The sequence below is a fragment of the Thermodesulfatator indicus DSM 15286 genome (assembly GCF_000217795.1).
GTDB lineage: Bacteria > Desulfobacterota > Thermodesulfobacteria > Thermodesulfobacteriales > Thermodesulfatatoraceae > Thermodesulfatator > Thermodesulfatator indicus.
In genome coordinates this window covers 158,121-182,994 of sequence record NC_015681.1, presented here as the reverse complement: position 1 = coordinate 182,994, position 24,874 = coordinate 158,121, and the positions used below count along the sequence as shown (strand labels likewise).

Here is a 24,874-nt window from a genome sequence, read left to right as displayed (position 1 = left end):
AAAGCGAATAAATATTTTAGGAGTACTTGTGAAAAAAGTTTTGGTAGCTATAACTGGAGCCAGTGGGAGCCCTTACGCGGTTTCGTTTTTAAAACTTTTAAAACAACAAGGCGTGGCCACGGAAACTATTATTTCTGATGCCGGGAAAAAGGTATTACCTTTAGAAGCCGGGCTTTCTTTTGAAGAGCTTTTAGACCTTACTGAAAGGCTTTACAGCGAACACGAAATAGGAGCTCCACCGGCCAGTGGTTCTACCAATTATGGGGCCATGGTGATTGTTCCCTGTACTATGGGAACTCTTGCGGCTATTGCTCACGGGCTTGCCAAAAACTTGATAAGTCGCGCTGCAGACGTAATGCTTAAAGAAAGGCGCCCGCTTATTCTGGTGGTGCGAGAGACCCCATTTAATGAAATTCACCTTAAAAATATGCTTTTAGCTGCCTCTGCTGGGGCTACTATTTATCCGGCCATGCCAGCTTTTTATCACAATCCTAAGAATATCCAGGAAATGGTTGATTTTTTCGCTAAAAGATTGGCTGAGTTCCTAGGAATTGAAATAGAAAATCTAAAACGATGGCGGGGGTTAAGCTAATGTGGCGCAAGATAAAGATCCTTCTTGATATGATAAAATTTGAACACACTATCTTCGCCCTGCCTTTTGCTTTCACTGGAGCCTTTTTAGCTGCAGGTGGTGTTCCTTCTTTAGAAAAGTGCTTACTTATTCTGGGAGCCATGGCGGGAGCCCGTACAGCGGCTATGACCTTTAACCGCATTGTAGACCTACCTTTTGATGCCCAAAACCCTCGAACTAAAGATAGACCGCTTGTAGCCGGACTGGTTGACGAAAAAGAAGCTTGGCTATTCTTTTTTGTGGCGGTTATTATCTTTTTTGTCTGTGCTTGGGGCCTGAATCCTCTCACCTTTAAGCTTTCACCTATCGCTCTTTTTATTGTATTGGCTTACTCTTATACCAAGCGTTTTACCTGGCTTTGTCATGTATTTTTGGGATTAGCTATAGGGATTTCTCCTTTAGCTGGTTGGATCGCCGTTAAGCCTTCTTTTGACTTAGTTCCCTTGGTGCTTTCTCTGGGGGTAGTTTTTTGGGTAGCAGGCTTTGATATCCTTTACGCCTGCCTTGACGAAGAATTTGACCGTAAGGCCGGGCTTAAATCTATCCCTGCCAAATTTGGTCGAAAAAAGGCTTTTTTTATCTCAGCGGTTTTCCATACCTTGGCTTTTTCTTTTTTTACCATGGTAGGGATCCTTGCCCATCTGTCCTGGATTTATTATGTAGGCTTAGGAATTACTTTGGCCCTATTTGTGGCTCAAAGGGTGGTAATAAGCCCTCAAGATTTAAGTCGTCTTAATCTTTCTTTTTTTACTTTTAATGGAGCCATAAGTGTGGTATTATTTTTAACCACAGCTTTAGCCTTGCTCTTTTAATTAAATTTGTTTAAATTTGATCTTAATTTTTACCGCACAAATTTTTTGTGCGGTTTTTTTATTGTAATTTTTGGGTTTTGGGTTTGTTCGAAGTACTATGCGAGGGTTTTCTTCATTTGTCTGGGTAAGTTAAAGTTGAGATTGCTTAGAACAAATTTTTAGCTGTACTTAGAGAGAAGGTTAATTAGCCTGATATTGAATTAAGACCATTCGTTACTTTTTATAAAACTGAAAAATATTTTGGGTGGAGGAGTTTATGGAAAGAATCCCTATGACTAGACAGGGTTATGAAGAGCTTCGCGAAGAATTGCGCCGTCTTCAAACTACTGAACGTCAAAAAGTTATCAAAGCTATAGAAGAGGCTAGGGCCCACGGGGACCTTTCTGAAAACGCCGAGTATCATGCTGCTAAAGAAAAGCAGGCCCACATTGAAGGGCGTATTCAGGAACTTTCTGACCGTTTGGCTAGGGCGGAAGTGGTTGATATCCCCAAGACTCCGCCTTCCAGAGTGCAGTTTGGAGTCAAAGTAACTCTTTTAAACCTGGATACTGATGAAGAAGAAACTTACCAGTTGGTTGGTCCTTATGAATCAGACGTTGAAAACGGAAAAATTTCAGTTACTTCGCCTATTGGACGAGCGTTAATTGGTAAAGAAGAAGGCGATGAGGTAGAGGTTCAAACCCCAAAAGGGGTGAAAACATACGAAATAGTTAAGATAGATGTCTAATCAGTACGAGTTAGACGAGCTTAATAAAAAACTTCTAGAAATAATCCAAGACGATTTTCCTCTCACAAAAGAGCCTTTTACCGAAATCGGGGCAAGGGTTGGTCTCACTGCTGAAGAAACCCTTGCCTGTTTAACAAAGCTTAAGGAAAAGGGTATACTACGCCATTTTGGAGCAAGTATTGACTCTAGAAAACTCGGATTTGTTACTACTCTTTGTGCGCTATCAGTTCCAGAAGATAAGGAAGAGGTAATAGCTCAACAAATTGCTAAGCGGCCAGAAGTTACACACTGTTATCTAAGAAAACACAAATTTAATATCTGGTTTACCCTGGTGGCCAAGGACTGGCCCATTGTAGAGAAAATACTTGAGGGAATTGCTCAAGAAACAGGTTTTAGCCCTCGCCATTTCCCGGCCAAAAAAATGTTTAAACTCAAGGCAGTGTTTCGCCTAGCTAAAAAATAGCTTTTTAGCTTGAATATAGACTTTCAAAAAGGTGTTTAGACTTTCGAGTTCGTCTAAGTCCCAAAAGATTACTAACTTTTTTAACCACTTGGTTGACGAAATTTTGTGAACCAATTGCCATACTTTCGGTGAAATAACGTGATCTATATCTAAATTTATTGGCTTTGCCTAAATTTTTCGATCCGATCCCTCCTTTTCCGTAAACAAACTTACGCAAGAGTTCAAATCTCTCTTTCTTGTTCTTTCCTTCATACCGCGGGAGCCCCAAGTTAAGCGACAGAAAATTCTCGCCTGTCCCTTTTCTTGCCCTGTATCCCAGCGAGCACCAGCGGTAATCCTCTGGCTTTTCTACAATTCCTGCCCGCACCGGGTTTAGCTCTATGTAAGCCAAGCAGTTGAGCAAAGCCTCCCCGGTTTCAATGATTACGGACTTAAACCTGTCAGCCCAGAAGTAACCTTTGCGGTCAACGCGTTTGTTATACCAGCGTGAAAAGCGCTGCTTGATGTCCTGGACGTAGCGTGAAAGGTTCCCAAGCCTTTGTCTCCATTTTTTGAGCATCTCTTCATAGAAGAAAATTTTGCATTTTTCGCCATAGTAGAGCCTGATACGGCGTTTTACTTCTTCGTCAGAGAACTGGTCTTCAGGGAGCATACGGCAGAGGAGATGGAAGTGATTACCCATGATGGCAAAGCCATAAACTTCGACGAAATAGACCTGCGAGAGCCAGCTAATAAGATGGAGCAAGTGTTCTTTTTCTTCATCGCCGAGGACATGGTGGCCGGGCAAGGCCGTGCGGGAGATTACATGATAAGCGGCTCGTGGATCATTCATGAAAAACCGAGGGATACGTGGCATAAGAGACCTCCTTAAAATTTAAAATTTTTTTGCCTGTCCCTTTTATCGGAATATTTTTGCCGAGTTTAAAATTTTGCCTGTCCCTAACTGTTTCTTGCTGTGCAACGTGATAAGATATTTCAAACGCAGCATCACTACGGATACGGAGGAGCTCTAACGATGACAGTTACAGTAAAAACCTTAAAGCCAGAAGAAGTGAGGTTAACAGTTGCCCCCTCTGATCTGAAAGTTACTTCATTTGAAGAACTTCTAGAAACTCTTGAGACTGAAAAACCAATAATGGCCCAGGAAAGAGCTATAAGGGCACTTGATTTTGGTCTAAACTTTGAAGACTTAGATTTTCACATGTACGTGGCCGGTACTCCTGAGCTTGGTACAAGCTACATCACGCGTGCTCTAGTGGAAAGTCAAGCCCGCGAAAGACCAACCCCCTCTGACTGGTGCTATGTTTATAACTTTAAAGACCCAGATGTTCCTAAAGCCCTTGAACTTCCGCCTGGTAAGGGCCGAGAATTTCAAAAAGATATGGCTGATCTTATTGAAACTCTTCGGCAAAAGATTCCCGAGGCCTTTGAAAGTGAAGCTTACATTACCAAAAAAGAACAAATTATTCGCGAATTCAATGTCACTAGGGCTAAGATATTTGAAGAACTTGAACAAAAAGTAAAGGCCGAAGGTTTCATCTTAAATGTAGAGCCTTTTGGTATGATGATTATTCCTGCCAAACCAGATGGTACCCCTATGACTCCTGAGGATGTAAAAGAACTCCCTGAAGAAGTAAAAGAGAATTTAAAACGTAAAAGTGAATTCCTGCAAAAAGAGCTTAACGCCACAGCCAGACGTATTCAACAGTTGGAAAAAGACTTGCGCCAGAAACTCAAAGAACTTGACCGAGAAGTGGCCCTAAATGTAGTAGGAAGTTTTATTCAGGAACTTCGGGAAAAATACGCTACCACAAAGGGTGTAGTTTCCTTTTTAAACGAGGTTCAAGAAGATATTATCAAGCACTTAGATGATTTTCGTCAGAAGCCTGCCCCTCAACCACCCATGCCTTTTCCTATGCCCCCAGCGCAACCTTCTTTTACCCGTTATGAAGTAAACGTATTTGTGGATAACTCGGAATGCCAGGGAGCACCGGTTATTTTTGAACCCAATCCCACTTATACCAATCTTTTTGGCACTATTGAAAGAAAGGCTCAGTTTGGCGCTCTCATAACAGATTTTACCATGCTTAAGGCTGGAAGCCTTCACAAGGCCAATGGTGGTTTTCTTATTGTGCGAGCCCTTGACCTATTAAAGTATCCCTTTAGCTGGGAAAACTTAAAAAGGGCTATAAAGACCCGCAAAATTTACCTGGAAGACCTGGCTGAACAAATTGGTCTTTTTACTACCAAAACATTGAAGCCAGAGCCTATTCCTTTTCGGGCCAAGGTTGTTCTCCAGGGAGACCCTTTCATTTATCATCTACTTTATATTTACGATGAAAATTTTAGAGAAGTCTTTAAAGTAAAAGCCCATCTTGACCGCTGGGTTGACCGTACCGAAGAAACCACGAGACAATTTTTACAGGCCGTAGCGGCCATGGTGAAACATAATCAACTACTTCCTCTGGAAAACGATGCCCTGGCCAAAATTGTAGAATACTCCTGTGAGCTGGCTGGCCGCCAAGACAAACTTTCCCTTGAACTCCCTGTTATTCAAGATGTACTCAAAGAAGCCCATTTCTGGGCCAAACGAGAACAAAAAGAGGCTATAAATGCCTTTCATATAGAAAAAGCTATCAATGAAAGAAAGTTTCGAGCCAATCTATCTGAAGAACGTCTTCAAGAAATGATTGAAAAAGACATTATTAAAATCCAGGTGGACGGAGAGCTATGTGGGAGCATAAATGGCCTTTCGGTTTATGACTTAGGTGATTACTCTTTTGGCCGTCCAACGCGCATTACGGCCAATATTTCTCTCGGCAAAGAAGGAGTTGTTAACATTGAGAGAGAAGCAGATCTTTCCGGGAAAATCCATACTAAAGGTGTATTAATTCTTGCTGGCTTTTTGCGGGAAAGATTCGTTCACGATAAACCCCTTACCCTTACCGCCACTTTATGTTTTGAACAAAGTTATGGCCTGGTAGATGGTGACTCGGCTTCAAGTGCCGAGCTTTTCGCCCTTATTTCTGCTCTGTCAGGAGTGCCTATATATCAAGGCATTGCTGTTACTGGCTCGGTTAGCCAAAAAGGTGATATTCAACCTGTAGGGGGCATTAATCAAAAAATTGAAGGGTTTTATAAAGTTTGTAAGGCTAAAGGTCTTAACGGAAAGCAAGGGGTTATAATCCCACAAGCTAATGTCAAAGAACTCATGCTTGATAAAGAAGTTGTTAAGGCTATAGAGGAAGGGCAATTCCACATTTGGGCCATTTCCCGGGTGGAAGAGGGTATTGAAATTCTTACAGGAAAACCAGCTGGTGAAAGAAAACCCGATGGTACTTATCCAGAAGGGACAATTTTTTATCTGGTTGACCAAAAACTTAGAGAATTAGCCAAATTGGCCAGAGATTTTGCCAAAGAAGAAAAAAAATAAAAGAGCCGGGCATAGCGCCCCGGCTCTTAGCTTTTTATTTCAGGAGTTTTTCCTTTTTGTAGCCAGTAAACAATTGGGCTGGCCACAAAGATCGAGCTATAAGTCCCTACAACAATACCAATAGCCAGTGCTAAAGCAAAATCGCGCAGTACTACTCCACCAAAGAAAAGAATAGCCAGAACTACGATAAGTGTTGTGCCAGCGGTGATAATAGTACGGGCAAGCATTTCGTTAATGCTCTTGTTTATAATTTCAACAAAACTCAATTTACCGTGATATTTCTTTATATTTTCGCGGATACGGTCAAAAACTACTACAGTGTCGTTGAGAGAATACCCTGCCAGGGTGAGCAAAGAGGTGACGAATAACAAAGAGATCTCACGGTTAAAGAGATAAAAGAGTCCGGTTACAGCCAAGACATCGTGCATAGTAGCCGCTGCCGCAGCTAGCCCAAAATTCAGATTAAAGCGAAAGGCAAGATATATTAACAGCCCGGCAAAGGAAATAACAATAGCTAAAATGGCCTTGTGTTTTAACTCTTTACTTACAGCCGCGCCTATTTCTTCTTTGCCCTCAAGCTTAAACTTAAGTGTAGGGAATTTTTCTTGTAAAACTTTTCTTACCTGAGCTTCTAAGTCCCCTACAGTTTCTGTTTTTTTACGAAGTTTGACTAAAAGCATGTTTTCATTTTTTACATCCTGAAGAGAGAACCCGGTAATTCCAGCGTCTTTTAGAGCTTTTCTAATTTTATCTAGTTTGAAAGGTTTTTCTGCCCGATAATAAGCAAGTACTCCTCCACTAAAATCTACTCCCAGATTGGCTGCTCCCCGGTATATCTGGATAGATCCAATAATACCCAAAAGAACAAGCGCACCTGAAAAAATAGCGGCGTATTTACGGAAACCCATAAAGTCAAAGGAGGTTTCCTTAATGACGGTCATGAAGTTGATTTTAGGAATTTTCCCTTTAGCGATAAGAAGCTCATAGAAAGTTCTGGTGGCAAAAATAGAAGTGAAGAGGTTGATAATGATACCAGTGGAAAGGGTTACAGCAAAACCTTTGATTGGCCCGGTTCCAAACAAGAAAAGAGCAAGGGCGGTAATCAAGGTAGTTACGTTAGCGTCAATAATAGTCCAGAAGGCTCTGTCATAGCCAGCAAATATAGCCGACCGTGGTGAACGCCCAAGGAGCAACTCCTCACGCATGCGCTCAAAAATGAGCACGTTTGAATCAACTCCCATGCCTACCAGCAAGATAATACCGGCAATGCCCGGAAGAGTAAGAGTGGCCTGCAGGAGAGAAAGGGCGGCAAGTAGCATAAGCACGTTCAAAAGAATAGCCACATCTGCCACCAGGCCGGCAAAGCGGTAATAAACAATCATAAAAAGTATTACCAGGGCCGCGCCAATTAGGCCTGAGGTTAAGCCCTTCTTAATGGAGTCATGCCCAAGGCTTGGCCCTACAGTAATGTTCTGGATGACCTTTACCGGTGCAGGGAGCGCACCAGCCCTAAGAACAATGGCTAAGTCAGCCGCTTCTTCGTAAGTAAATGCCCCGGTTATCTGGGCCTGGCCTCCTGAAATTTTTTCCCGGATCACCGGAGCAGAACGAACTACTCCGTCAAGTACAATTGCAAGTCTTTTGCCTACATTTTCACCGGTTACTCTTTCAAAAATACGGGCCCCGCGGTCGGTAAATTCAAGGGCTACATAGGGTTCATTATAGGGGCCGCCGATTCTTACCCGGGCATCTTTAACCATATCGCCGGTGAGCAAGACTTGTTTCTTTAAAAGCAAAGGCTGTTTGATAACTCGACCAGTGCGAGGGTCTTTTTCTACCAGGAAGAAGACTTCTGTATCAGGGGGAATGTATGGTCTTAATACCCGGTTTATTTCTTCACGAGAAGCATTCGGCTTAAGGCGGCCTTCTTTTATAGCTTTATCTATTAAAGCGGCCACATCTATGCGAGACATAGCTTCATCGTCAACCAGGCGAAATTCAAGCTGGGCCGTCTGGCCGATAAGTTTTAGAGCCCGCTCTGGGTTCTTTACCCCAGGGAGCTGGACAACTATTTTATCTTCACCTTCTTTAACGATTACCGGCTCAGTTACTCCAAATTGGTCAATACGATTGCGAATTATTTCAAGGGATTGATCAACGGCATGTTCCTTTATAAAGGCTACTTGTTTTTCTGAAAGAGTTACCACTAGACGAGGGAATTTCCCTTCTTGCTCACGTACAATACTCAAAGAAGGAAAGTCTTTGGTTATTATTTCTTTAGCCTTTTCAAGGGCCTCTTTATTTGGGAAAACAAGAACCGCTTCTTTGGGATTTTTTCTTTCAGCAAAAGTGACTCTAATGCCTTTTCTGGCAAGGGTTTGTTGTAAGTCTTTTACTGAGGCATTTAAGGCGTTTTGAATGGCCTTATCAATATCAACTTTGAGTACTAAGTGCATCCCACCCTGGAGGTCTAAACCGAGCTTGAGACGGTGTTTGTAAATGTATTTGTAGTACCAAGAGGGGAGATTGGGACAAAATGAAGGTAAGACCAAAAGTACAGAAATAATAGTTAGCACGACAACCAAGGCTATCTTCAGTTTGAGCGTGCGAGACATAAAAATCCCCCTTTTATACAAAACTTATTTAAGGCTTTCTAATTCAAGGATAAAAGCTTGGCAAGAATAATAAACAAAAAGAAATAATTTGGTCAATTTTTGCCTGTCCCTGAATTGAGCTTTTTTAAAACATTGGGGAATAGATTTTCGTTGGTATGTGGGAGAAATAGGGCTCCGGTTAAAAGTTGCATAAATTCTGGCTGAACATTCATTTCAAGATAAGTGAGGTTTTTAAGTATTTTTTTGAGTTCCCTAAAAGCGTCTTTGTTTTTTAAAAAGGCGATAGTCCCGGCGCCAGCGGCGTTACCTATGGCCTTAAAGCGCTCAAGGGGCACATCTGGAATCATGCCAATGAGCCTCGCCATCTCCGGGTCAATATAATTGCCAAAGCTTCCGGCAATGTAAAAGCTTGCGATATCGTCAAAAGTTAGCCCCACACTCTGACAGAGGACGGTAAGTATGGTGTACATAGCCCCTTTTGAACGGATGATGCTTTTAATTTCTCCCTGAGTTACGTAAATTTCTTTACCGCTAGCGCTTTCATCAGCCGGCACTAGTATAAAAGCGAGCTCGCCTTCTATTTTTTTGAATCTCTCCGGCCACTTTTCAGTGAGAAACTTGCCGCGCTGATCAATAAGACCAGCTAAAAACATCTGGGCAAGAAGGTCTATTACCGCTGAGCCGCAAAGGCCTTTAGGTTTTTCCCCGGCAATGGTTTCAAACTCAAGGGCGTAAGGCCCTTTTTTAATGTGCACCCGTGAGATGGCCCCAGGAGCGGCCTGCATGCCGCAGGTAAGAATACCGCCTTCTAAGGCCGGGCCAGCAGCGCCGGCGGTGGCCAGCAAAAAGTCTTTGTTACCCAGAACCACTTCAGCGTTGGTGCCCACGTCAATGAGGATGCTTACTTCTTCGCGTTGGTGAAGGCCGGTAGCAAGAATTCCGGCCAGCAGGTCTCCGCCGAAATAGCTTCCCCGGTTGGGGAAAACAAAAAGAAGCCCTTCCTGGTGGCCCGGGAGGTTTAATTCGCTTAACTTCAAAGTGTCTATCCAACTAGCGGCAGGGATATAAGGTTCACGGTAAAGATGTCTGGTCTCAAGGTTCAACAGAAAATGGCTCATGGTGGTGTTGCCACAGATGGCCACGTAGTAGAGCGTGTTCTCAGGTAAATCATCAAGAAGTTTTTGCGTTTCCGTGCGCAAGGCCTCAATAGTTACCTGGTGGATTTTTTTTCGTCTTTCGGGTTTGTCGGCAAAATGCAGGCGGTTAAGAATATCTTCGCCAAAAGGGATTTGGGGATTTTTAAAATGATGTTCTTTGATTACTTCCAGGCAAAGGAAATCAAAAAGATACATAACAATGCCTGTGCTTCCCAGGTCAATGCCGAGGCCTAGAAACGGCTTTTGGGTACGAGGTGAAAGCACTTCAGCAAGGTGCCAGACGCTTCCGTCATAAAGAAGGCGGGCTTTAACGCCGAAATTGTTATCTCGCAAAACCTGTGGAAGTTGCCTTAAGACACCGAGTGGAATTTTGGGTTCTTCACCCAGAATTTCGGTGAGTTTCTGTCTCACGCGGGCTTCATCAGCCAGCTGGTTAGCTAAAGAGGGCTCATTAAGCTTAAGTTCTATTTCCCGGGCTACGGGAATATCAGGCATATTTACACGTCCACTACACACTGGGCTATCCAGAGATCGTTTACTCTTTCAACCTTTAACATGGTGTAGGTAGCGCCTTTGACTTCCACGCCTAATTCGTGGCGTTCTTCGTCTATGGGTTCGCCTTTGGCCTGTCCCTTGAGGTTTAAATTTTCTATTTTACAGTCAAACTGGCAGAAAACCAAGTTTTCCATGCCGGCTTCGGTAAGGAGACGATTAAGCCATTCCACGAAAAGGTCTTCTAAGGTGTCCGCCGAAATTTCAAAGGAAACCTCTCGCTCGGGTCTTACCTCTTCAAGATTTATAACTACCAGGCTAAATAAGGCCTTGGCCGCATTGATAAAGGCTTCTTCCAGGGTCTTGCCGATGCCGCGCACGCCAATATCAGCTCCGTGTTCAAAGGTTTCGTATCCTGGGTTCATATTTTCACCTCCGTGCATCCAGTTCTAAGATAAGGCCACAACGCCCTCATTAAAAGAGGGGCTTTACGCCTTTTAACTTCTTCGCACAAGAAAATGCGGCCATTTTCTACAAAGACCGTTAGAGCGCCTGAGGTCTTGGTGCCGTAATGGGGTATGTTCAGGTCCGCAAGCCTCTTTAAGATCTTTTTTGAAGGGTGTTTTTGCCAGCGGGAAGATGAAATAGCCAAAATCGGTTCTACTTTCTTGAGAAAAGGATAACTTGATGACGTGTTTGAACCGTGATGCGGCAAAATTAAAACGTCAGCTTTTATATTCTCTTTGATGAGAGTTAATTCCCGCCCTCGGGTTATGTCTCCAGGGAAAAGAAAGGTAAAGCCTTTTAGATTGAGCCTGCTCACCAGGCTCGAGTCATTACCTTTGAAAAAGCTATTAGCCGGATAGAAGTGAAGCTGGCTTAATTGGCCGGGAATTTTTTCGGGGCTAAAGACCTGGGCCTGGGGATATTCCTTAAGAATACTTTTTAGACCGCCAGCGTGGTCTGCCTGGAAGTGAGAAATAACTATGGTTTGAACCTGCAAGATTCCCATTTTATGAAGTAGAGGTAGAGTTACGAAGATAGCGCTGTCGTAAGGGCCTCGGGCCGGGCCAGTGTCAAACAAAATGACACCTTTTTCCGTGTTTTTGGCTACCGCACAACTTCCCTGGCCTATGTCTAAAATCATTACGTAAGAGAGTTCCTGGTTGGCCCGGTAGAACCAGAGCCCTAAGGCCAGTGTAAACAGGCCTATCCCTAAAGCAAACCGACGGTTTATTTTGACCATAGCCAGGGCGATGGCCAACAAAAGAAAGGTTAACAAAAAGGCGCCTATAGGATAAGGCGCTGTTATCTGGGGGAGCGGGAGTATGGGCCAGGAAATCACTTTGGCGGCAAGTTCAGCGGGTACTTTGGCCCAGGAGAGCCCCAGTAGGGCGGTGCCGGTCGCTAAAAACTCAAGGGGAAGTACTAAAAATCCCCAGAGGGGAATAGCAATTAGGTTTGTCAAAGGTGCCCAGGGTGAAATTGAGCCCTTCAACCAGAAAATAAAAGGGGCTGTAAAAAGACTCGCCGCCAGGGAATACCCCAGGCCATTTACCAGATAGTTGACTACAGGATTTAAGTTTTCAGGCAATCTCTTGAGCAGACGATGGGCCAAAAGTAACCCGATTACGGCACTTACTGAGAGCCTGAAAGAAAGAGAGCCCACGGCCTCTGGTTGAAATAGAAGGATTAAAATTACGGCTAAGGCCAGGAGGTCAAACCCGCGAATCTCACGCCAGCACCAGAGGGCCAGCCCGTAGAGAGTAAACATTACGAAGGCCCTTAAAGCTGAAGGGCTTGGCCCGGAAACTAAAACATAAGCCAGAACCAGAGGAAAGGCCAGCAAATAGCACCATTGTTTGGCCGTAAACTTGTTGAGAAGCCTGGTTATGATGTTAGTTGGCAATACCAACAAGATTTTACGAAAAACAAAAACAATTAGCCCGAACAAAATGGCGATATGTAACCCTGAAACCGCTAAGAGATGGAAAAGCCCGGTTTTTTCAAATTTTTCCCTGAGCGATAAGGGAATATTTCTTTTTTCGCCAAGGATTAAGCATTCAAAAAGCCCTCTGGCCTGCGGAGAAAGATTTTCGGCAAAGGTAAATAGTTTCGCTCTAAGGAGAGCTATGGGCTTTTTTTCTACTTGTTCAAGTTTTTCTACTTTTCGTACATAGCCGGTAAATTTAAACCCCTGGGCTAATTTTTGGCGGGCAAGGCTTCCAGAAAACGGGTTTAGATGTCCGCGTGGAGGCCTCAAGGTAGTGTAAGCTTTAAATTTTTCACCAGGGTTTAAGTGAATATAAGTGGGAAAATAGAGTATAGCCTTTTCTTTTGAAGGGATAAGTTTTGCTTCTGCACGCTGGGCCCATTCACCGGGAATAAGCGGGCTTTCAAGTAAAAAAATAAATTCGCCCTTACTTTTTTTAAGATTAATCTCTTGCGGCGGTGGGAAGATTTTTAAGCCCAAAAAGAAAGCTAAAAGCCCGGCCAGACAAAAAGGCCAAAATTTTGAGCAATTAAGCCGGCTGATCAGCAAAAGTGTTAAAAGTAAAGGCGCAAGAATAAAAGCCCTTTCCCAGGCCAGAAAAAGCCCGCCGGCCCAGAAAAGGGCCATTTTTTGTAAAGGACTTAGCTTATAAGCCTTGGAGGACAACCTTCTCCCAAAGCGCCTTTAAGACGCTCAATCTCTTTTTCTAGTTCTTGGACTCTGTCTAATAATTGCAAAATAATGTCAATGCCAGCCAAGTTTACTCCTAAATCATCTCTTAGGCGTCTTATTAGAAGGAGGCGCTTTAGGTCTTCTTCGTCAAATAGGTAGCGCCTGCCTTCACGGCGTGGCGAAATAAGCCCTTCTTCCATCCACACGCGCAAGGTTTTAGGGGTTAAGCCTACTTTTTCGCAAATAATCTTCATTTCATAATATATCGCCATTTTTACGCCTCCAGCTTAAATTTTCCTCTTTAGAAATTAATTCTTTCTAGGCAAAAGGCAAATTTCTTTAGTTTTAGAGATCTTTGCAAGATTAAGGAAAACATAGATTGATCGCCACGGCGACTGTGTCGCCTCGCGACAAGGATTGCTTCGGCTGCTGGGCGCAGCCTCGCAATGACTATCTTACGGTGTCACTGCGAGCCCGTATGGGCGAAGCAGTCTCTTGAATAAGATATTTTGCAAAGGTCTCGTTTTAAAAAACTTTTGCCTAATCATGAGTTTTGGCCTAAAGTTTAGGCAATTAAAACCTGGGAGGACTTTTATGAGAAAAATTTTTATCTTGCTGGTGGGTATTTTTGCCTTTACCAAGATATCTCTGGCTGCTCCATCTATAGATCAATTATTCAAAGATTTTTCTCCTCTTTCCGCCAAAGTCATAGCCCAGGAAGGGCAGTTTTTCTTAAATGTTGGTACCAACAAAGGCTTAAAGGTAGGAGAATGGTGGTTGATTTATCAACAAGGCGAACCGATAGTCGATCCTGATACTGGAAAAATTCTAGGTTATCAGGAAAAACCAGCGGCCCGAGCCCAAATTATTCAGGTCTTTCCAACCTATTCGGTATTAAAAGTTTTTTGCCTTTCGCCAGGTTGTACCATATCAACCGGGGCCAGAGCTGAACGCCTGGCAGGGGTTAGGGCCTTCTTTTTTGATTTAACTGGCAAGGCTTTTCCTATTTACGAGAGATTAAGGGCTAGCTATCCCAAGCTAAAATGGCAGCCTTACGAAAAAGTCACTTCTCGTAAAGCTATTCCTAAAGGGACTCAAAGAGTACTTTTTGTGGCTGAAAATAACTTTCTCTATTTTTATAGCGATGGCCATGTTCTGGGGGTTTACACCCTTTCTGCGCAACCCGCATATCAGGAATCAAGGCCATTAGAAAAAGCACGTCCTTACCAATTAATAGGGCGTTTACGAGAGATAGTTTATCACCTAGATGTGCTACCTCTTGGTCAGACCATTTATGTAGCTTCTCTCACTAAACGAAAGATTTATTTGCAGCGTTTGAAAGGTCGCGAACACTTTGTTTATGCCTACCATGGCTTTGGTAATTTAATAAACTTTTCCGTTGGTCCAGATGGTTTAATAGCTTTAAACATATTTGACGGGAAACGTGTTAAATCCCGAATTATAAAATTTACTGGCAAAAATTTTGTCAAAGTTACCAAAGACTCACCTTATATCTTGCGATTTTTTGATTTTAATTCGGACGGTATTAAGGAAACGCTTATAGGCCAGAGTTTTGATAGTGAAAATTTTTATGGCTACGGAGTCTTTACTTTCAAAATAGATGGAAAAGACTTAAAGAAAGAAAAAAGTATAAAAATACCTTCGGGTTTTAGAATATTCGGAGCCTTTTGGACTGATCTCAATTTGGATAAGAAATTAGAAACAGGTTTTTATAATGAAGGACGCAGACTAGTAATCTATCAGGGAAAAAAGAGACTTTGGAGTTCCAGTGTAAAATTTGGTGCAGGAATTCAATATGTTTTTATGGATTATCCAGAGACCTCAATAAAAACTCCCAAGAAGATTTATATCTGGCCTAATCCGTGGGTTGTTAAGTGGCAGGAGTGGCCAAGAGTTTTGATTCCCTATAACGAATTTGGCCTCCTTGGAGGCATTGTTTCAGGAGCTAAACGTTCTACAGTGGGCGTGCTTTTTTATACTCGCGAAGGTTATCAACTCTTTTTCTGGCGGCAAAGTTTTCAGGGTAGTGTCCAGGCGGTGTTTAGTTTTAAAGGCAATGTTTATATAGCTGTAGTAGAAGGAGACCTTTTTAAAGGGGAAGGGGAAACCAGAATTTTTAAGGTTTCGTTAGCCCAATTAATGCGGAACCTCAGTTATTAAATTTTACCAAATGCTTTATTAATAGACTGCTTCGCTTCGCTTGCAGTGACAGGGAAAATAGAGCTCGCCGTGACTAAATGGCAGATGGCCAATAGAAGATGGCTGATAGTTGATAAGTTACTGAACAATTTTTTACTTTCCACATACAAGGCTAAACCTGGAAGGACCTCCCTACCAACAATTTATAATTACAAAAAATGGCAAATGGAAGCTCAAAGTGCTTGACAAAAACCACAGTCTTGCAAGCCACAAAGTGGCGAAGCAATCCCTGTCCCGAGCGGTAGCGAAGGGATCCCTATTGCAAGGCGCCAGCAGCCGAAGCAATCTCAATTTATGTTTCAAAGGTCTCTAGAAAATTAAAATTTTTGCTCATATGAAAGCCATCTCTTTTTCCGTAAAATCTTTTATATTTTTAGTTTTTCTTTCTCTTCTGAGCCCAAGAAACCTCTTTAATTTTACGGCTGTCTCTTTTACAAAACTTTTGCTTCCTATGGCCAAGCTTTCGCTAAAGTACCTGGTCCTCTGTCTAAAATTTTTGCCTGTCCCACTTTCTGGCTCACTAATCTCGCCTTTGCCATAAATAAACTCCCGCAAAAGTTCTAATCTCTTTTTCTCGCTTTTTCCTTCATACCGTGGAAGGCCTATATCAAGCGAGAGAAAAGTTTTGCCTGTCCCTATTCTTGACCTGTATCCCAGCGAGCACCAGCGATAATCTTCCGGCTTTTCCACAATCCCAGCCCGCACCGGGTTTAACTCTATGTAAGCCAGGCAGTTGAGCAAAGCCTCCCCGGTTTCAATGATTACGGACTTAAACCTGTCAGCCCAGAAGTAACCTTTGCGGTCAACGCGCTTGTTATACCAGCGTGAAAAGCGTTGTTTAATGTCCTGAACATATCGAGAAAGATTGCCAAGCCTTTGTTTCCATTTTTTGAGCATATCTTCATAGAAGAAAATTTTGCGTTTCTTGCCGTAGTAGAGCCTGACGCGTTGTTTCACTTCTTCGTCAGAGAACTGGTTTCCAGGGAGCATGCGGCAGAGGAGATGGAAGTGGTTACCCATGATGGCAAAGCTATAGACTTCTACGAAATAGACCTGCGAGAGCCAGCTAATAAGATTGAGTAGGTGATCTTTTTCTTCAGGTCCGAGTACGTTGTGGCCGGGCAGGGCGGTGCGGGAAATTATATGATAAGCGGCTCGTGGATCATTCATGAAAAAACGTGGGATACGTGGCATAAGAGACCTCCTTAAAATTTTTTTGCCTGTCCCTTTTATCGGCAGAATTTTGGGAGACCTGAAAATTTTTGCCTGTCCCAACTTATTGACTTTTGGCTGTGGCATTCTAACCTAATAAGCGTCTAATGTTTTAAGGAGGAGTTTATGCCGATATACGAATTTATTTGTGAAGATTGCGGTAAGGAATTTGAAGTCCTTTTGAAAAGCCGAGATGAAATTGATTCTGTACGTTGTGAGGAATGTAATAGCCCTCGCATAAAACGGCTTATGAGTGTTACTGGGGCGGTAATTACAGGGGGTTCCAGCACTTCAAAGCCTACGGTCACCACTCAAAAATGTGAGTCTGGTACTTGTGCCCATTTAAATTTGCCGGGGTACTCTCGTTAAAGCTGGGGTTCCGCAATGCAGGCCATTTGGCAAGGGCTTAACGAGATATTTACCGAAATAGAAAAGGCCTTTCACGAAACCAAGAAGCGCTATCCCAAGGAAGTGCGGTGTAAACCAGGTTGTGTGGATTGTTGTTACGCCTTATTTGACCTATCCCTTGCCGAAGCGGCTCTTATTTATCGTGAATTTACCCGGAAACCCAGAGGGGTTAGGCGGGAAATTTTGCGCCGTGTAGAAAAATATGAAAAAGAGTGGCTGCGTAAAAAGCCTGCGGTGCTTAATCCCTTTGTTATTTCGGCTATAAAAATTCGCTGCCCGTTACTTAATGACCAAAAACGCTGTGATCTTTACGAAGCACGGCCGGCTACCTGTCGCCTTTACGGCATTCCCATCCTTATTGCTGGAGAAACTTTTGTTTGCGGCTTTTCGGGCTTTGAGCCTGGCAAAAGTTACCCCACTGTATATTTTGAAAAGGTTCTGGAACGTTTGGCGTCCCTTTCGGATAAAATCGCTCCAGACGGGGGTAAAATAAGAGTTCCTTTACCCGCTGCTCTAAGAGGACGTTTTCCCGGTGTCCAGCTCCTTACGCAGTGAGTCGATAGCCTGTTGCACCAATTGGGCTTGCTCTAGAGAGCCTAAGCCTTTATAAATTTTTAAAGCAATTTCATAGGCTTCAAGGGCCGCTTGAAAGTCACCGCGGTATTTTTGTATATCCCCAATCCCTACCATAGAGCGAGCTGCCCGGTGTGCATCGCCAAATTTCTCAGCTATTTCTAAAGTGCGATAAAAATAAGGCAAAGCCTTTTCTGGCTGATCGAGTTTTTGGTATGTGTAAATGATTTTTTCCGCCATAAGGGCAGCGCTTATTTCGTCGTTAAATTCTTCACAGATATCCATGGCCATCTTGTACGGTTTAAGAGCTTCTTCATATCTTTCCCGCCAGAATTTGACATCGCCGATCTTTTCCGCTGCGTTAGCCGCTTCACGCCAGAGTTTATTTTCCAGAAATATTTTCAAGGCTTCTTCATAGCGTTCCAAGGCGTCAAGGCTCCTTCCTTGCCCCCACATAATTTCGGCTTCTTCATACCATTTGCGAGCCTTAGTAATATCATCCAATTCTTTCTCTGGGACTTGTGTTTCGGTTTGTTCAGCCTTGCCAAACTTTTTTTCGATAGTTTCTAAAATTTTCTCTTTCTCATTCATGTTTTAAGTCCTTTCTAAGGTTTTAATAGCTTCTTTAGCTAGAGCGCCAACAGTTACCTTTTTAAAATTTTTTTCTTCAGGATTAAAGATTTCCACGATATCCTGATCTTCTAACAGGTTTTTTAAGGCAGGTAACGCCTCTATTATCCTCGCATACTGACATACCATAGTGGCTAAGGCCCTTACTATAGGTTCTTGATCTTTTAATAAATCCAAAATGATCCAGTAGCGTTCATTTTTGATCAAAGAAGGTTTCCCCTGGGCGATACGATAAAGGGCCCAAAGAGCTCCTGATCTAAACTCTGGATATTTGAGAAAAGCTAAGAGATTTTTAACAAAAAGGCTAAAACGCCCAGGCTCACGTCTTATTATTTCACCAACAGTTTCAAGGGCTCCCCAGGCCGAAGCGGCTGAATCTGCGCTAGAGTAGATAAGCCTTTTTATTAAATCGGCGGTTATATCAGGTCTAGTTTTAAGTACGGCCTGAGCCGCTTCTCCCATAGTAACAACAGCCCTCCAGCGTAAAAGGGGGTCTGCACTATAAAGAACTTTACGCAAAGTGCTAAGGTTAACTGGCAAAAAGCGACAATGATAAACAATTTCCTTTTCTCTATTTTCATGCAATAGTTTTTCTATCTCTTGTCGGCGCAATCTTTTAGGTTTAAAGCCCGGCGGTGGAGATTCTTTAGTTCGCCGAGAGGCTTTAATCTCGGCTATCTTTTCTGCCGAAAGATCTCTCAATTCATCCGATAAACGTAAGAAAATAAGAACCCCTTTTACATTTACGCGGTCAGAAGGATCTCCAAAAACCTGGTGACTTTTTTGGTCATAATGCTCAACAACCTGTTCCTGGTAGTCTGCTTCAGGTTCAAGTTCCCAGGCTAGGTCCCAGTTACCGCCACAAGCTAAAAGAAGAGCCTCTACAAAGGCTGCTCCCCGGTTATGTCCGGTAACATCGCTTACATAAACCGCTCCGCAGTCACAAAAGCCGGCGTCAAAGTCAGAAAATTGAAACCCGAGGTTTTGAGGTGGAGCCACCGGGTGTCCACAAAAAGGGCAAAGAACTGGTTTAGCTTTTAGCATTTTCGGCTTCCGCGATCATTTGTTCCAAGGATTCTAATACGGGATAGCCCAATTTTTTGGCCTTTTCCAGAGCTTCACGTGCTTCTTTAATCTTTCCTAGGTGATAGTAGGCTACAGCTAAATTATTATAAGCCATGGAAAAATTAGGGTCAGAAGAAATAGCTTTTTCACAGCACTCGGCAGCTTCTTTATATTTTTTTTGTTCAATGTAAACGGTAGAAAGATTTACGAGGGCAGGTGGCCAGTTAGGTCTGACTTCTAGGGCTTTAAGGTAATATTCCTGGGCTTCATCAAGGTTGCCCAGGTGAAAATTCACCAAACCTAAATTCACTAGAGCTTCGGCTGATTTGGGATAAGCCTTTAGCGCTATTTCAAAGTGTTTTTTAGCTTCTTCAAGCTTGCCTATTTGGGCCAAAAGGGTGCCCAGGTTGACGCGAACTTCAAAGTTGGGTGGGTCTAATTCCAAAAGATATTTAAAGGTTTTTAAGGCGTCTTCAGTCTTTCCTGCTTGCCAGTAAGCTATAGCCAGACGGTGATGGGCAAAAATAGATTTCGGATTTTCTTTAGCTTCTTTCTCTAAGATAGCCAATTTTTGTTCATCTATCATTTCTCCCTCCTTGTGTTGCTAAAATCTAGCATTAAGAGTTTTATATGCAACCAAAAGTTAAGGGGCTAAAATAGTGTTATGTCAAAAATTTTATCTTTTTTAGTAATATCCCTAGTTGTTCTTTATGTTGGCGCCTGGTATTACGAGCTCACTTTGCCCGTAACCACGGATAAAGACACTCCTTCCAAAATTATTTTTATTGAACCAGGCACACCTTTAAAAAAAATTGCTTCTCTTTTGGAAAGAGAAGGCCTGATAAAAAACAAATGGATTTTCATCTTTGAAACTTACCGCCTGGGCCTCACCAACCAAATAAAAGCCGGCGAGTATGAACTAAGCCCCCGAGAGCCTTTAGCAAAAATTTTAGAAACTCTCGTCCAGGGCCGAGTTGTTACCCATTATGTCACTATTCCCGAAGGCTATAATATCTACGAAATTGCCCGTTTACTGGATAAAGCTGGTCTTTGTTCTCGAAATGATTTCCTTCAGGTAGTTCAAGACAAAGAATTTCTCAAGAAGTTTAACATTCCAGGAGATACGGCTGAAGGTTTTCTTTTTCCCGATACTTACGCTTTCTGGCGAGGAATAAGCTGCCGTCTCATTGTGGCCACGATGATAAAACGCTTTTGGGAAGTCTGGAACAGCGAATTTGCCGAACGGGCCAAAGAGCTAGGTCTTTCGGTAAAAGAAGTAGTCACCCTTGCCTCTATCGTTGAAAAAGAAGCCGTTATGCCGCAGGAAAGGCCAATTATTGCTAGTGTTTTCTGGAATCGTCTTAAGCGTGGCATGAAACTTCAGTCAGACCCTACTGTGCGGTATGCGGTAAAGCGTTTTTACAGTCGTTTGCGTTACCGGGATTTGCGTTACCGTGATCCATACAATACTTACATTTATCCTGGGCTTCCTCCAGGTCCTATCTGTAATCCTGGAAAAGCCTCTATAAAAGCGGTGCTCTATCCCGCTAAAACAGATTATCTTTACTTCGTTTCTAAGGGAGACGGAACTCATTATTTTTCCCGAACTTTAAGAGAACACGAGCGAGCAGTTGACATTTACCAGCGGGGTATAAGGCCACGAAAATCTCTCACGACGAAAAAAGAAAAAACCCTTGAGACCCAAGAAAAAGTGCTTAAATCAAATAATGGAACTTCCGAGGATACTTCGTCTCAAAAATAGGAGGAAGACATGGCCGAAAGCGAAAAGGATGCTAAACAGGAAAAAAAGCCTGAAATCCCTCCTGAAATAATAGAAAGGGTAAAAAAACTCCGCGAGGAAATAGAATATCACAACTACCGCTACTATGTGCTTGATTCTCCGGTTATTTCTGACGCTGAATACGACGCCTTAATGCGAGAACTAAAAGAGCTTGAGGCGAAGTATCCTGAACTTGTAACACCAGATTCTCCCACCCAAAGAGTCGGCTACCCGCCGGCCAAAGAATTCAGGCAGGTGCCTCACGCTGAGCCCATGCTTTCTCTTGACGACGCCATGACTGAAGAAGAAGTCTATGAGTTTGACAGGCGTATAAAAAGGCTTCTTAACCTGCCTGAAGACGCCCAAATAGAATATACCGTTGAACCCAAACTTGATGGTCTGGCCGTAGAACTGGTTTATGAAAACGGTGTTTTTACCGTGGGCTCTACCCGCGGCGATGGTTATGTGGGCGAGGATGTAACTAATAATTTAAAGACTATTAAGTCCATTCCTTTGCGCTTGAGGCCGCTTACCGATGATGCTCCGCCGGTGCCCAAACGCCTTGACGCCCGCGGTGAAGTTTTCATGGAGAAAGAAAAATTCAAACAGCTTAACGAAGAGCGTATAAAAAAAGGCGAGCCGCCTTTTGCCAATCCCAGAAACGCGGCGGCTGGTTCTTTGCGCCAGCTTGATCCCAATATTACCGCCCAAAGGCCCCTTGATATCTTTTTCTACGGGGTAGGAAAAGTTGAAGGTCATAAATTTAAAACTCAGTGGGAAGTGCTTACCACCCTTCCTAAGTGGGGCCTTAAGACCAACCCGTTGTGCCGTCTGATAAAGGGTATAAAGGAAGCTATTGCTTACCACCATGAGCTCGAAAAAAAGCGCGACGAATTGCCTTACGAAATAGACGGCGTAGTCATTAAAGTTAATGACCTCTCTCTCTGGGAAAAGCTTGGCACCAAGGCGAGAAGTCCGCGCTATGCTTTGGCTTACAAGTTTGAACCCACCCAGGTTACCACTCAGGTGCTTGACATCGTTGTTCAGGTGGGCCGCACTGGAGCTGTTACCCCGGTGGCCATACTTAAGCCGGTAAAAGTAGGTGGCGTAATTGTTTCCCGCGCTACCCTTCATAACGAAGATGAAGTTCGGCGCAAAGATATCCGTATCGGCGATTGGGTTCTGGTGCAAAGGGCAGGGGATGTCATTCCTGAGGTGGTAATGCCCATAAAAGAACGCCGCACCGGGAAGGAAAAGCCCTTTGAAATGCCAAAGACCTGCCCGGTTTGCGGTAGCAAACTTGTGCGCAAACCAGGAGAAGCCGTCTGGCGCTGCCCTAACAAAAATTGTTATGCCCAGCTTGTAAGGCATCTTCAACATTTTGCCAGCCGCAACGCCATGGATATAGAAGGCCTGGGAGAACAGGTAGCCAAGGCCCTGGTAGACATGGGCCTGGTAAGAGATGTTGGCGATCTTTATTATCTCTCTGTAGAAGATTTTCTCCAGCTACCCGGCTTTGCTTTAAAGAAGGCCCAAAATCTTTATAACGCCATCCAAAAAAGCAAAAAGACCACACTTCCGCGCTTTCTTTACGCGCTTGGTATTCGCCATGTGGGTGAAGTAGCTGCCCAAACTTTAGCCGAACACTTTAAAAGCCTTGATAAAATTATGAACGCCTCTATGGCGGAGCTTATGGCTATTCCAGGCGTAGGGCCTGAGATGGCTAGAAGTATTGTTGAATATTTCCGCAATCCTCACAATCGGGAGGTCATTGAAAAGCTCCTTAAAGCTGGGATTGAATTTGAAGACTTAAAAGAAGAAAAACCTGAAGAAAAGTCCCTTAAAGGGCTCACTTTCGTCTTTACCGGGGCCTTAAAGACCATGACCCGCGATGAGGCCAAAAAGAAAGTCCAGGCCCTGGGAGGCAAAGTAGCCTCTGATGTTTCTCGAAATGTTGACTATGTAGTGGTGGGCGAAAAGCCTGGTTCTAAATTTACCCGCGCCCAGCGCTTGGGGCTAAAAATTATAGGCGAAGACGAATTTTTAAAGATGATCGGCGAGAAAAAAGAATAAATGAGGGGGCACAAAGCCCCCTTTAATTATTTCCCGTAAAAGAAAATAGGTTCTACCAGTTTTATACCTTCTTTATGGACTACTTCTAGTGCCTTTTCAAAGAGATGGTCGGGCACTTTAAAGATAAGAATGGCCGAGTCTTTTCCACCCACAAAGGCGTAGGTGTAATCAATGTTTATGTCGGCCTCAGTGAGGGCTTTAACCACTTGGTAAAAACCTCCTGGCTTATCGGGGACTTCTACGGCAAAGACTTCCTGTTCTTTAACGGTAAAGCCTTCTGAAGAAAGGACGGAGCGAGCCTTTTCCGGATTATCCACTACCAGGCGAAGGATACCGAACTCCGCACTTTCAGCCAGGGCCAGAGCCCTTATGTTCACATTGGCCTCGGCCAGCACCCTGGTAACTTCCTTTAAACGTCCTTTACGATTTTCAAGAAAAATGGATAGCTGTTTTATAGCGTATTTACCTCTCATTTTGGCCTCCTTTTAAGCTATGTCTTTAAGTTCGCGGCGGTCAACCACTCGTTTGGCCTTCCCCATAGAACGCTCAAGGGTCTTTGGCTCAACGAGTTTAACTCTGGCCCTCAAGAATAAAGCGTTGGCCAGTTCTTCCTCAAGCTTGCGTTTTAGGTTCTCTAGCGAACCAATATCTCCAGTGAAAACCCTTTCATCTACTTCTACCCAGACTTCAAGCACATCCAATACACCGCGTTTGTCAACTACGATTACGTAGTTAGGGGTAAGGCCTTCCACCTGTGTGAGCACATGCTCCACCTGTGAGGGAAAGACGTTAACCCCTGAAACAATGAGCATATCGTCTGTTCGGCCAAGAATACGGCCCATTCGCAAAATGGTGCGTCCGCACTTACACGGGGCCTTGTAAAGGCTTGCTATGTCTTTAGTGCGATAACGAATTATAGGAAGCCCTTGTTTGGAAACAGTTGTAAACACGAGTTCGCCTTCTTCTCCTTCGGGGAGTACTTCTCCGGTTTCAGGATTTATTATCTCCGGGATAAAGTGGTCTTCAAATATGTGCAGCTCTCCTTCAGGGCAGCTTGCGGCCACCCCTGGGCCGATAATTTCAGAAAGTCCGTAACACTCAAAGTATTTTATCCCCCAGGCTTCAGCCACTGCTTGGCGAAGCCCTTCAGAGGCTGGTTCAGCGCCGAAGAAACCTGCCCTTAAAAGAAAATCTTTTGGGGGATCATATCCTTCTTCTTTAGCAACCTCGGCCAGGTGCAAAGCGTAAGAAGGAGTAGAACAAAGTATAGTGGCTCCAAAGTCTTTAAGAAGCATAAGCTGTCTTTTGGTAAAGCCAACACTTGAGGGAACTACCGCGGCGCCTACGGCTTCTGCTCCATAATGAAAGCCAAGACCACCGGTAAAAAGGCCATAACCATAAGCATTATGAACCACATCCCCCGGGCCGACACCGGCCATTTTAAAAGTGCGATACATAACCTCAGTCCAGACTTTCAGGTCATTTTCCGTATATCCCACCACGGTTGGTTTGCCCGTAGTGCCTGAAGAAGAATGGATTCTTATGATCTGGTCTAAAGGAGCAGCAAATAACCCAAAGGGATAGTGATCTCTCAAGTCCTGCTTGGTGGTGAAGGGAAGATTTTTGAGATCATCAAGACTCTTTATGTGTTTGGGTTTTAGGCCGACTTCGTCAAACTTTTGACGATAAAAAGGAACCAGATGATATACCCTCTCAACAGTTTCTTTTAAGCGCTTGAGTTGGATAGCTTCCAAATCCTCACGGGGTAAAAAGTCTTTTTTATGCCGATCCATAAGACCTCCTTATCTTTTTCTTTTAAATTGCTCATAGAGATCTTTGCAAAATTAAGGAAAATGTAGATTGAGATTGCTTCGGCTGCTGGCGCAGCCTCGCAATGACTCTCTCAGGTGTCACTGCG

General features: G+C 43.6%; 22 protein-coding genes. 10 read left to right on the top strand and 12 right to left on the bottom strand.

What is annotated here, in order from left to right; genetic code table 11:
- Nucleotides 1–28: 28 nt before the first annotated feature.
- The 4 genes from THEIN_RS00880 to THEIN_RS00865 all read left to right on the top strand — a co-directional run bounded on the left by THEIN_RS00880 (nt 29) and on the right by THEIN_RS00865 (nt 2,633).
- Entirely contained in the window at nt 29–592 is a 564-nt protein-coding gene (locus THEIN_RS00880) for a UbiX family flavin prenyltransferase (protein ID WP_013906807.1), read from the top strand.
- Nucleotides 592–1,443, top strand: coding sequence for a UbiA-like polyprenyltransferase (locus THEIN_RS00875; RefSeq protein WP_013906806.1), 852 nt, complete (start codon nt 592–594; stop codon nt 1,441–1,443). The genes THEIN_RS00880 and THEIN_RS00875 overlap by 1 nt, the downstream gene beginning before the upstream one ends.
- A gap of 256 nt (nt 1,444–1,699) precedes the next feature.
- The gene (greA, locus tag THEIN_RS00870) at nt 1,700–2,170 is read left to right on the top strand and encodes a transcription elongation factor GreA (RefSeq protein WP_013906805.1); all 471 of its coding nucleotides are present in this window, start codon (nt 1,700–1,702) and stop codon (nt 2,168–2,170) included.
- On the top strand, nt 2,163–2,633 hold the full coding sequence (locus THEIN_RS00865) for an Lrp/AsnC family transcriptional regulator (protein WP_013906804.1): 471 nt from the start codon (nt 2,163–2,165) through the stop codon (nt 2,631–2,633). Before greA ends, THEIN_RS00865 begins: the two co-directional genes overlap by 8 nt.
- Before the next feature lie 4 nt (nt 2,634–2,637).
- Here THEIN_RS00865 and THEIN_RS00860 read toward each other — a convergent pair whose 3' ends face one another.
- Nucleotides 2,638–3,489 (bottom strand): transposase, encoded by an 852-nt coding sequence (locus THEIN_RS00860; RefSeq protein WP_013906803.1) that lies wholly within the window; start codon nt 3,487–3,489, stop codon nt 2,638–2,640.
- Between the two features lie 159 nt (nt 3,490–3,648).
- Between THEIN_RS00860 and THEIN_RS00855 the strand changes: the two genes are divergently transcribed.
- The gene (locus THEIN_RS00855; RefSeq protein WP_013906802.1) at nt 3,649–6,066 is read left to right on the top strand and encodes a Lon protease family protein; all 2,418 of its coding nucleotides are present in this window, start codon (nt 3,649–3,651) and stop codon (nt 6,064–6,066) included.
- Between the two features lie 26 nt (nt 6,067–6,092).
- Here THEIN_RS00855 and THEIN_RS00850 read toward each other — a convergent pair whose 3' ends face one another.
- From THEIN_RS00850 to THEIN_RS00830, 5 genes are all read right to left on the bottom strand, one after another.
- Nucleotides 6,093–8,681 (bottom strand): protein translocase subunit SecDF, encoded by a 2,589-nt coding sequence (locus THEIN_RS00850; protein WP_013906801.1) that lies wholly within the window; start codon nt 8,679–8,681, stop codon nt 6,093–6,095.
- Nucleotides 8,682–8,773: 92 nt separating this feature from the next.
- Nucleotides 8,774–10,333, bottom strand: a complete 1,560-nt coding sequence (locus tag THEIN_RS00845; RefSeq protein WP_013906800.1) for an ASKHA domain-containing protein — start codon at nt 10,331–10,333, stop codon at nt 8,774–8,776.
- 2 nt (nt 10,334–10,335) lie between these two features.
- The gene (locus tag THEIN_RS00840) at nt 10,336–10,755 is read right to left on the bottom strand and encodes an archease (protein WP_013906799.1); all 420 of its coding nucleotides are present in this window, start codon (nt 10,753–10,755) and stop codon (nt 10,336–10,338) included.
- Nucleotides 10,752–12,950 carry a DNA internalization-related competence protein ComEC/Rec2 gene (locus THEIN_RS00835; RefSeq protein ID WP_013906798.1) on the bottom strand — a complete coding sequence of 733 codons (2,199 nt, stop codon included), beginning with the start codon at nt 12,948–12,950 and terminating at the stop codon, nt 10,752–10,754. Before THEIN_RS00835 ends, THEIN_RS00840 begins: the two co-directional genes overlap by 4 nt.
- Before the next feature lie 14 nt (nt 12,951–12,964).
- A complete protein-coding gene (locus THEIN_RS00830; protein ID WP_013906797.1) occupies nt 12,965–13,267 on the bottom strand; it encodes a chaperone modulator CbpM in 303 nt (100 codons plus the stop codon).
- 322 nt (nt 13,268–13,589) lie between these two features.
- On the opposite strand from THEIN_RS00830, the gene THEIN_RS00825 reads away from it, so the two are divergent.
- Entirely contained in the window at nt 13,590–15,176 is a 1,587-nt protein-coding gene (locus tag THEIN_RS00825; protein ID WP_013906796.1) for a hypothetical protein, read from the top strand.
- Nucleotides 15,177–15,545: 369 nt separating this feature from the next.
- Here the strand turns inward: THEIN_RS00825 and THEIN_RS00820 are convergent, their stop codons facing one another.
- The gene (locus THEIN_RS00820; RefSeq protein WP_013906795.1) at nt 15,546–16,409 is read right to left on the bottom strand and encodes a transposase; all 864 of its coding nucleotides are present in this window, start codon (nt 16,407–16,409) and stop codon (nt 15,546–15,548) included.
- Nucleotides 16,410–16,553: 144 nt separating this feature from the next.
- Here THEIN_RS00820 and THEIN_RS00815 point away from each other — a divergent pair, with 144 nt between their 5' ends.
- Together THEIN_RS00815 and THEIN_RS00810 are read left to right on the top strand one after the other, a co-directional pair.
- Nucleotides 16,554–16,796, top strand: coding sequence for an FmdB family zinc ribbon protein (locus THEIN_RS00815; RefSeq protein ID WP_013906794.1), 243 nt, complete (start codon nt 16,554–16,556; stop codon nt 16,794–16,796).
- Between the two features lie 15 nt (nt 16,797–16,811).
- Nucleotides 16,812–17,390, top strand: coding sequence for a YkgJ family cysteine cluster protein (locus THEIN_RS00810; RefSeq protein ID WP_013906793.1), 579 nt, complete (start codon nt 16,812–16,814; stop codon nt 17,388–17,390).
- Here the strand turns inward: THEIN_RS00810 and THEIN_RS00805 are convergent.
- From THEIN_RS00805 to THEIN_RS00795, 3 genes are read right to left on the bottom strand one after another with little or no spacing between them, the layout of a single operon-like run.
- On the bottom strand, nt 17,349–17,999 hold the full coding sequence (locus tag THEIN_RS00805; RefSeq protein WP_013906792.1) for a tetratricopeptide repeat protein: 651 nt from the start codon (nt 17,997–17,999) through the stop codon (nt 17,349–17,351). The genes THEIN_RS00810 and THEIN_RS00805 overlap by 42 nt on opposite strands.
- A 3-nt stretch (nt 18,000–18,002) precedes the next feature.
- On the bottom strand, nt 18,003–19,082 hold the full coding sequence (locus tag THEIN_RS00800; protein ID WP_013906791.1) for a DVU0298 family protein: 1,080 nt from the start codon (nt 19,080–19,082) through the stop codon (nt 18,003–18,005).
- On the bottom strand, nt 19,069–19,689 hold the full coding sequence (locus THEIN_RS00795) for a tetratricopeptide repeat protein (RefSeq protein WP_013906790.1): 621 nt from the start codon (nt 19,687–19,689) through the stop codon (nt 19,069–19,071). The genes THEIN_RS00800 and THEIN_RS00795 overlap by 14 nt, the downstream gene beginning before the upstream one ends.
- A 78-nt stretch (nt 19,690–19,767) precedes the next feature.
- Here THEIN_RS00795 and mltG point away from each other — a divergent pair, with 78 nt between their 5' ends.
- Nucleotides 19,768–20,865, top strand: a complete 1,098-nt coding sequence (gene mltG / locus THEIN_RS00790) for an endolytic transglycosylase MltG (protein WP_013906789.1) — start codon at nt 19,768–19,770, stop codon at nt 20,863–20,865.
- A 9-nt stretch (nt 20,866–20,874) separates the two neighbouring features.
- Nucleotides 20,875–22,956 carry an NAD-dependent DNA ligase LigA gene (ligA, locus tag THEIN_RS00785; protein WP_013906788.1) on the top strand — a complete coding sequence of 694 codons (2,082 nt, stop codon included), beginning with the start codon at nt 20,875–20,877 and terminating at the stop codon, nt 22,954–22,956.
- A 26-nt stretch (nt 22,957–22,982) separates the two neighbouring features.
- Here the strand turns inward: ligA and THEIN_RS00780 are convergent, their stop codons facing one another.
- Nucleotides 22,983–23,429, bottom strand: a complete 447-nt coding sequence (locus THEIN_RS00780) for an ACT domain-containing protein (RefSeq protein WP_013906787.1) — start codon at nt 23,427–23,429, stop codon at nt 22,983–22,985.
- 12 nt (nt 23,430–23,441) lie between these two features.
- Nucleotides 23,442–24,749 carry a phenylacetate--CoA ligase family protein gene (locus tag THEIN_RS00775; protein WP_013906786.1) on the bottom strand — a complete coding sequence of 436 codons (1,308 nt, stop codon included), beginning with the start codon at nt 24,747–24,749 and terminating at the stop codon, nt 23,442–23,444.
- Nucleotides 24,750–24,874 lie beyond the last annotated feature (125 nt).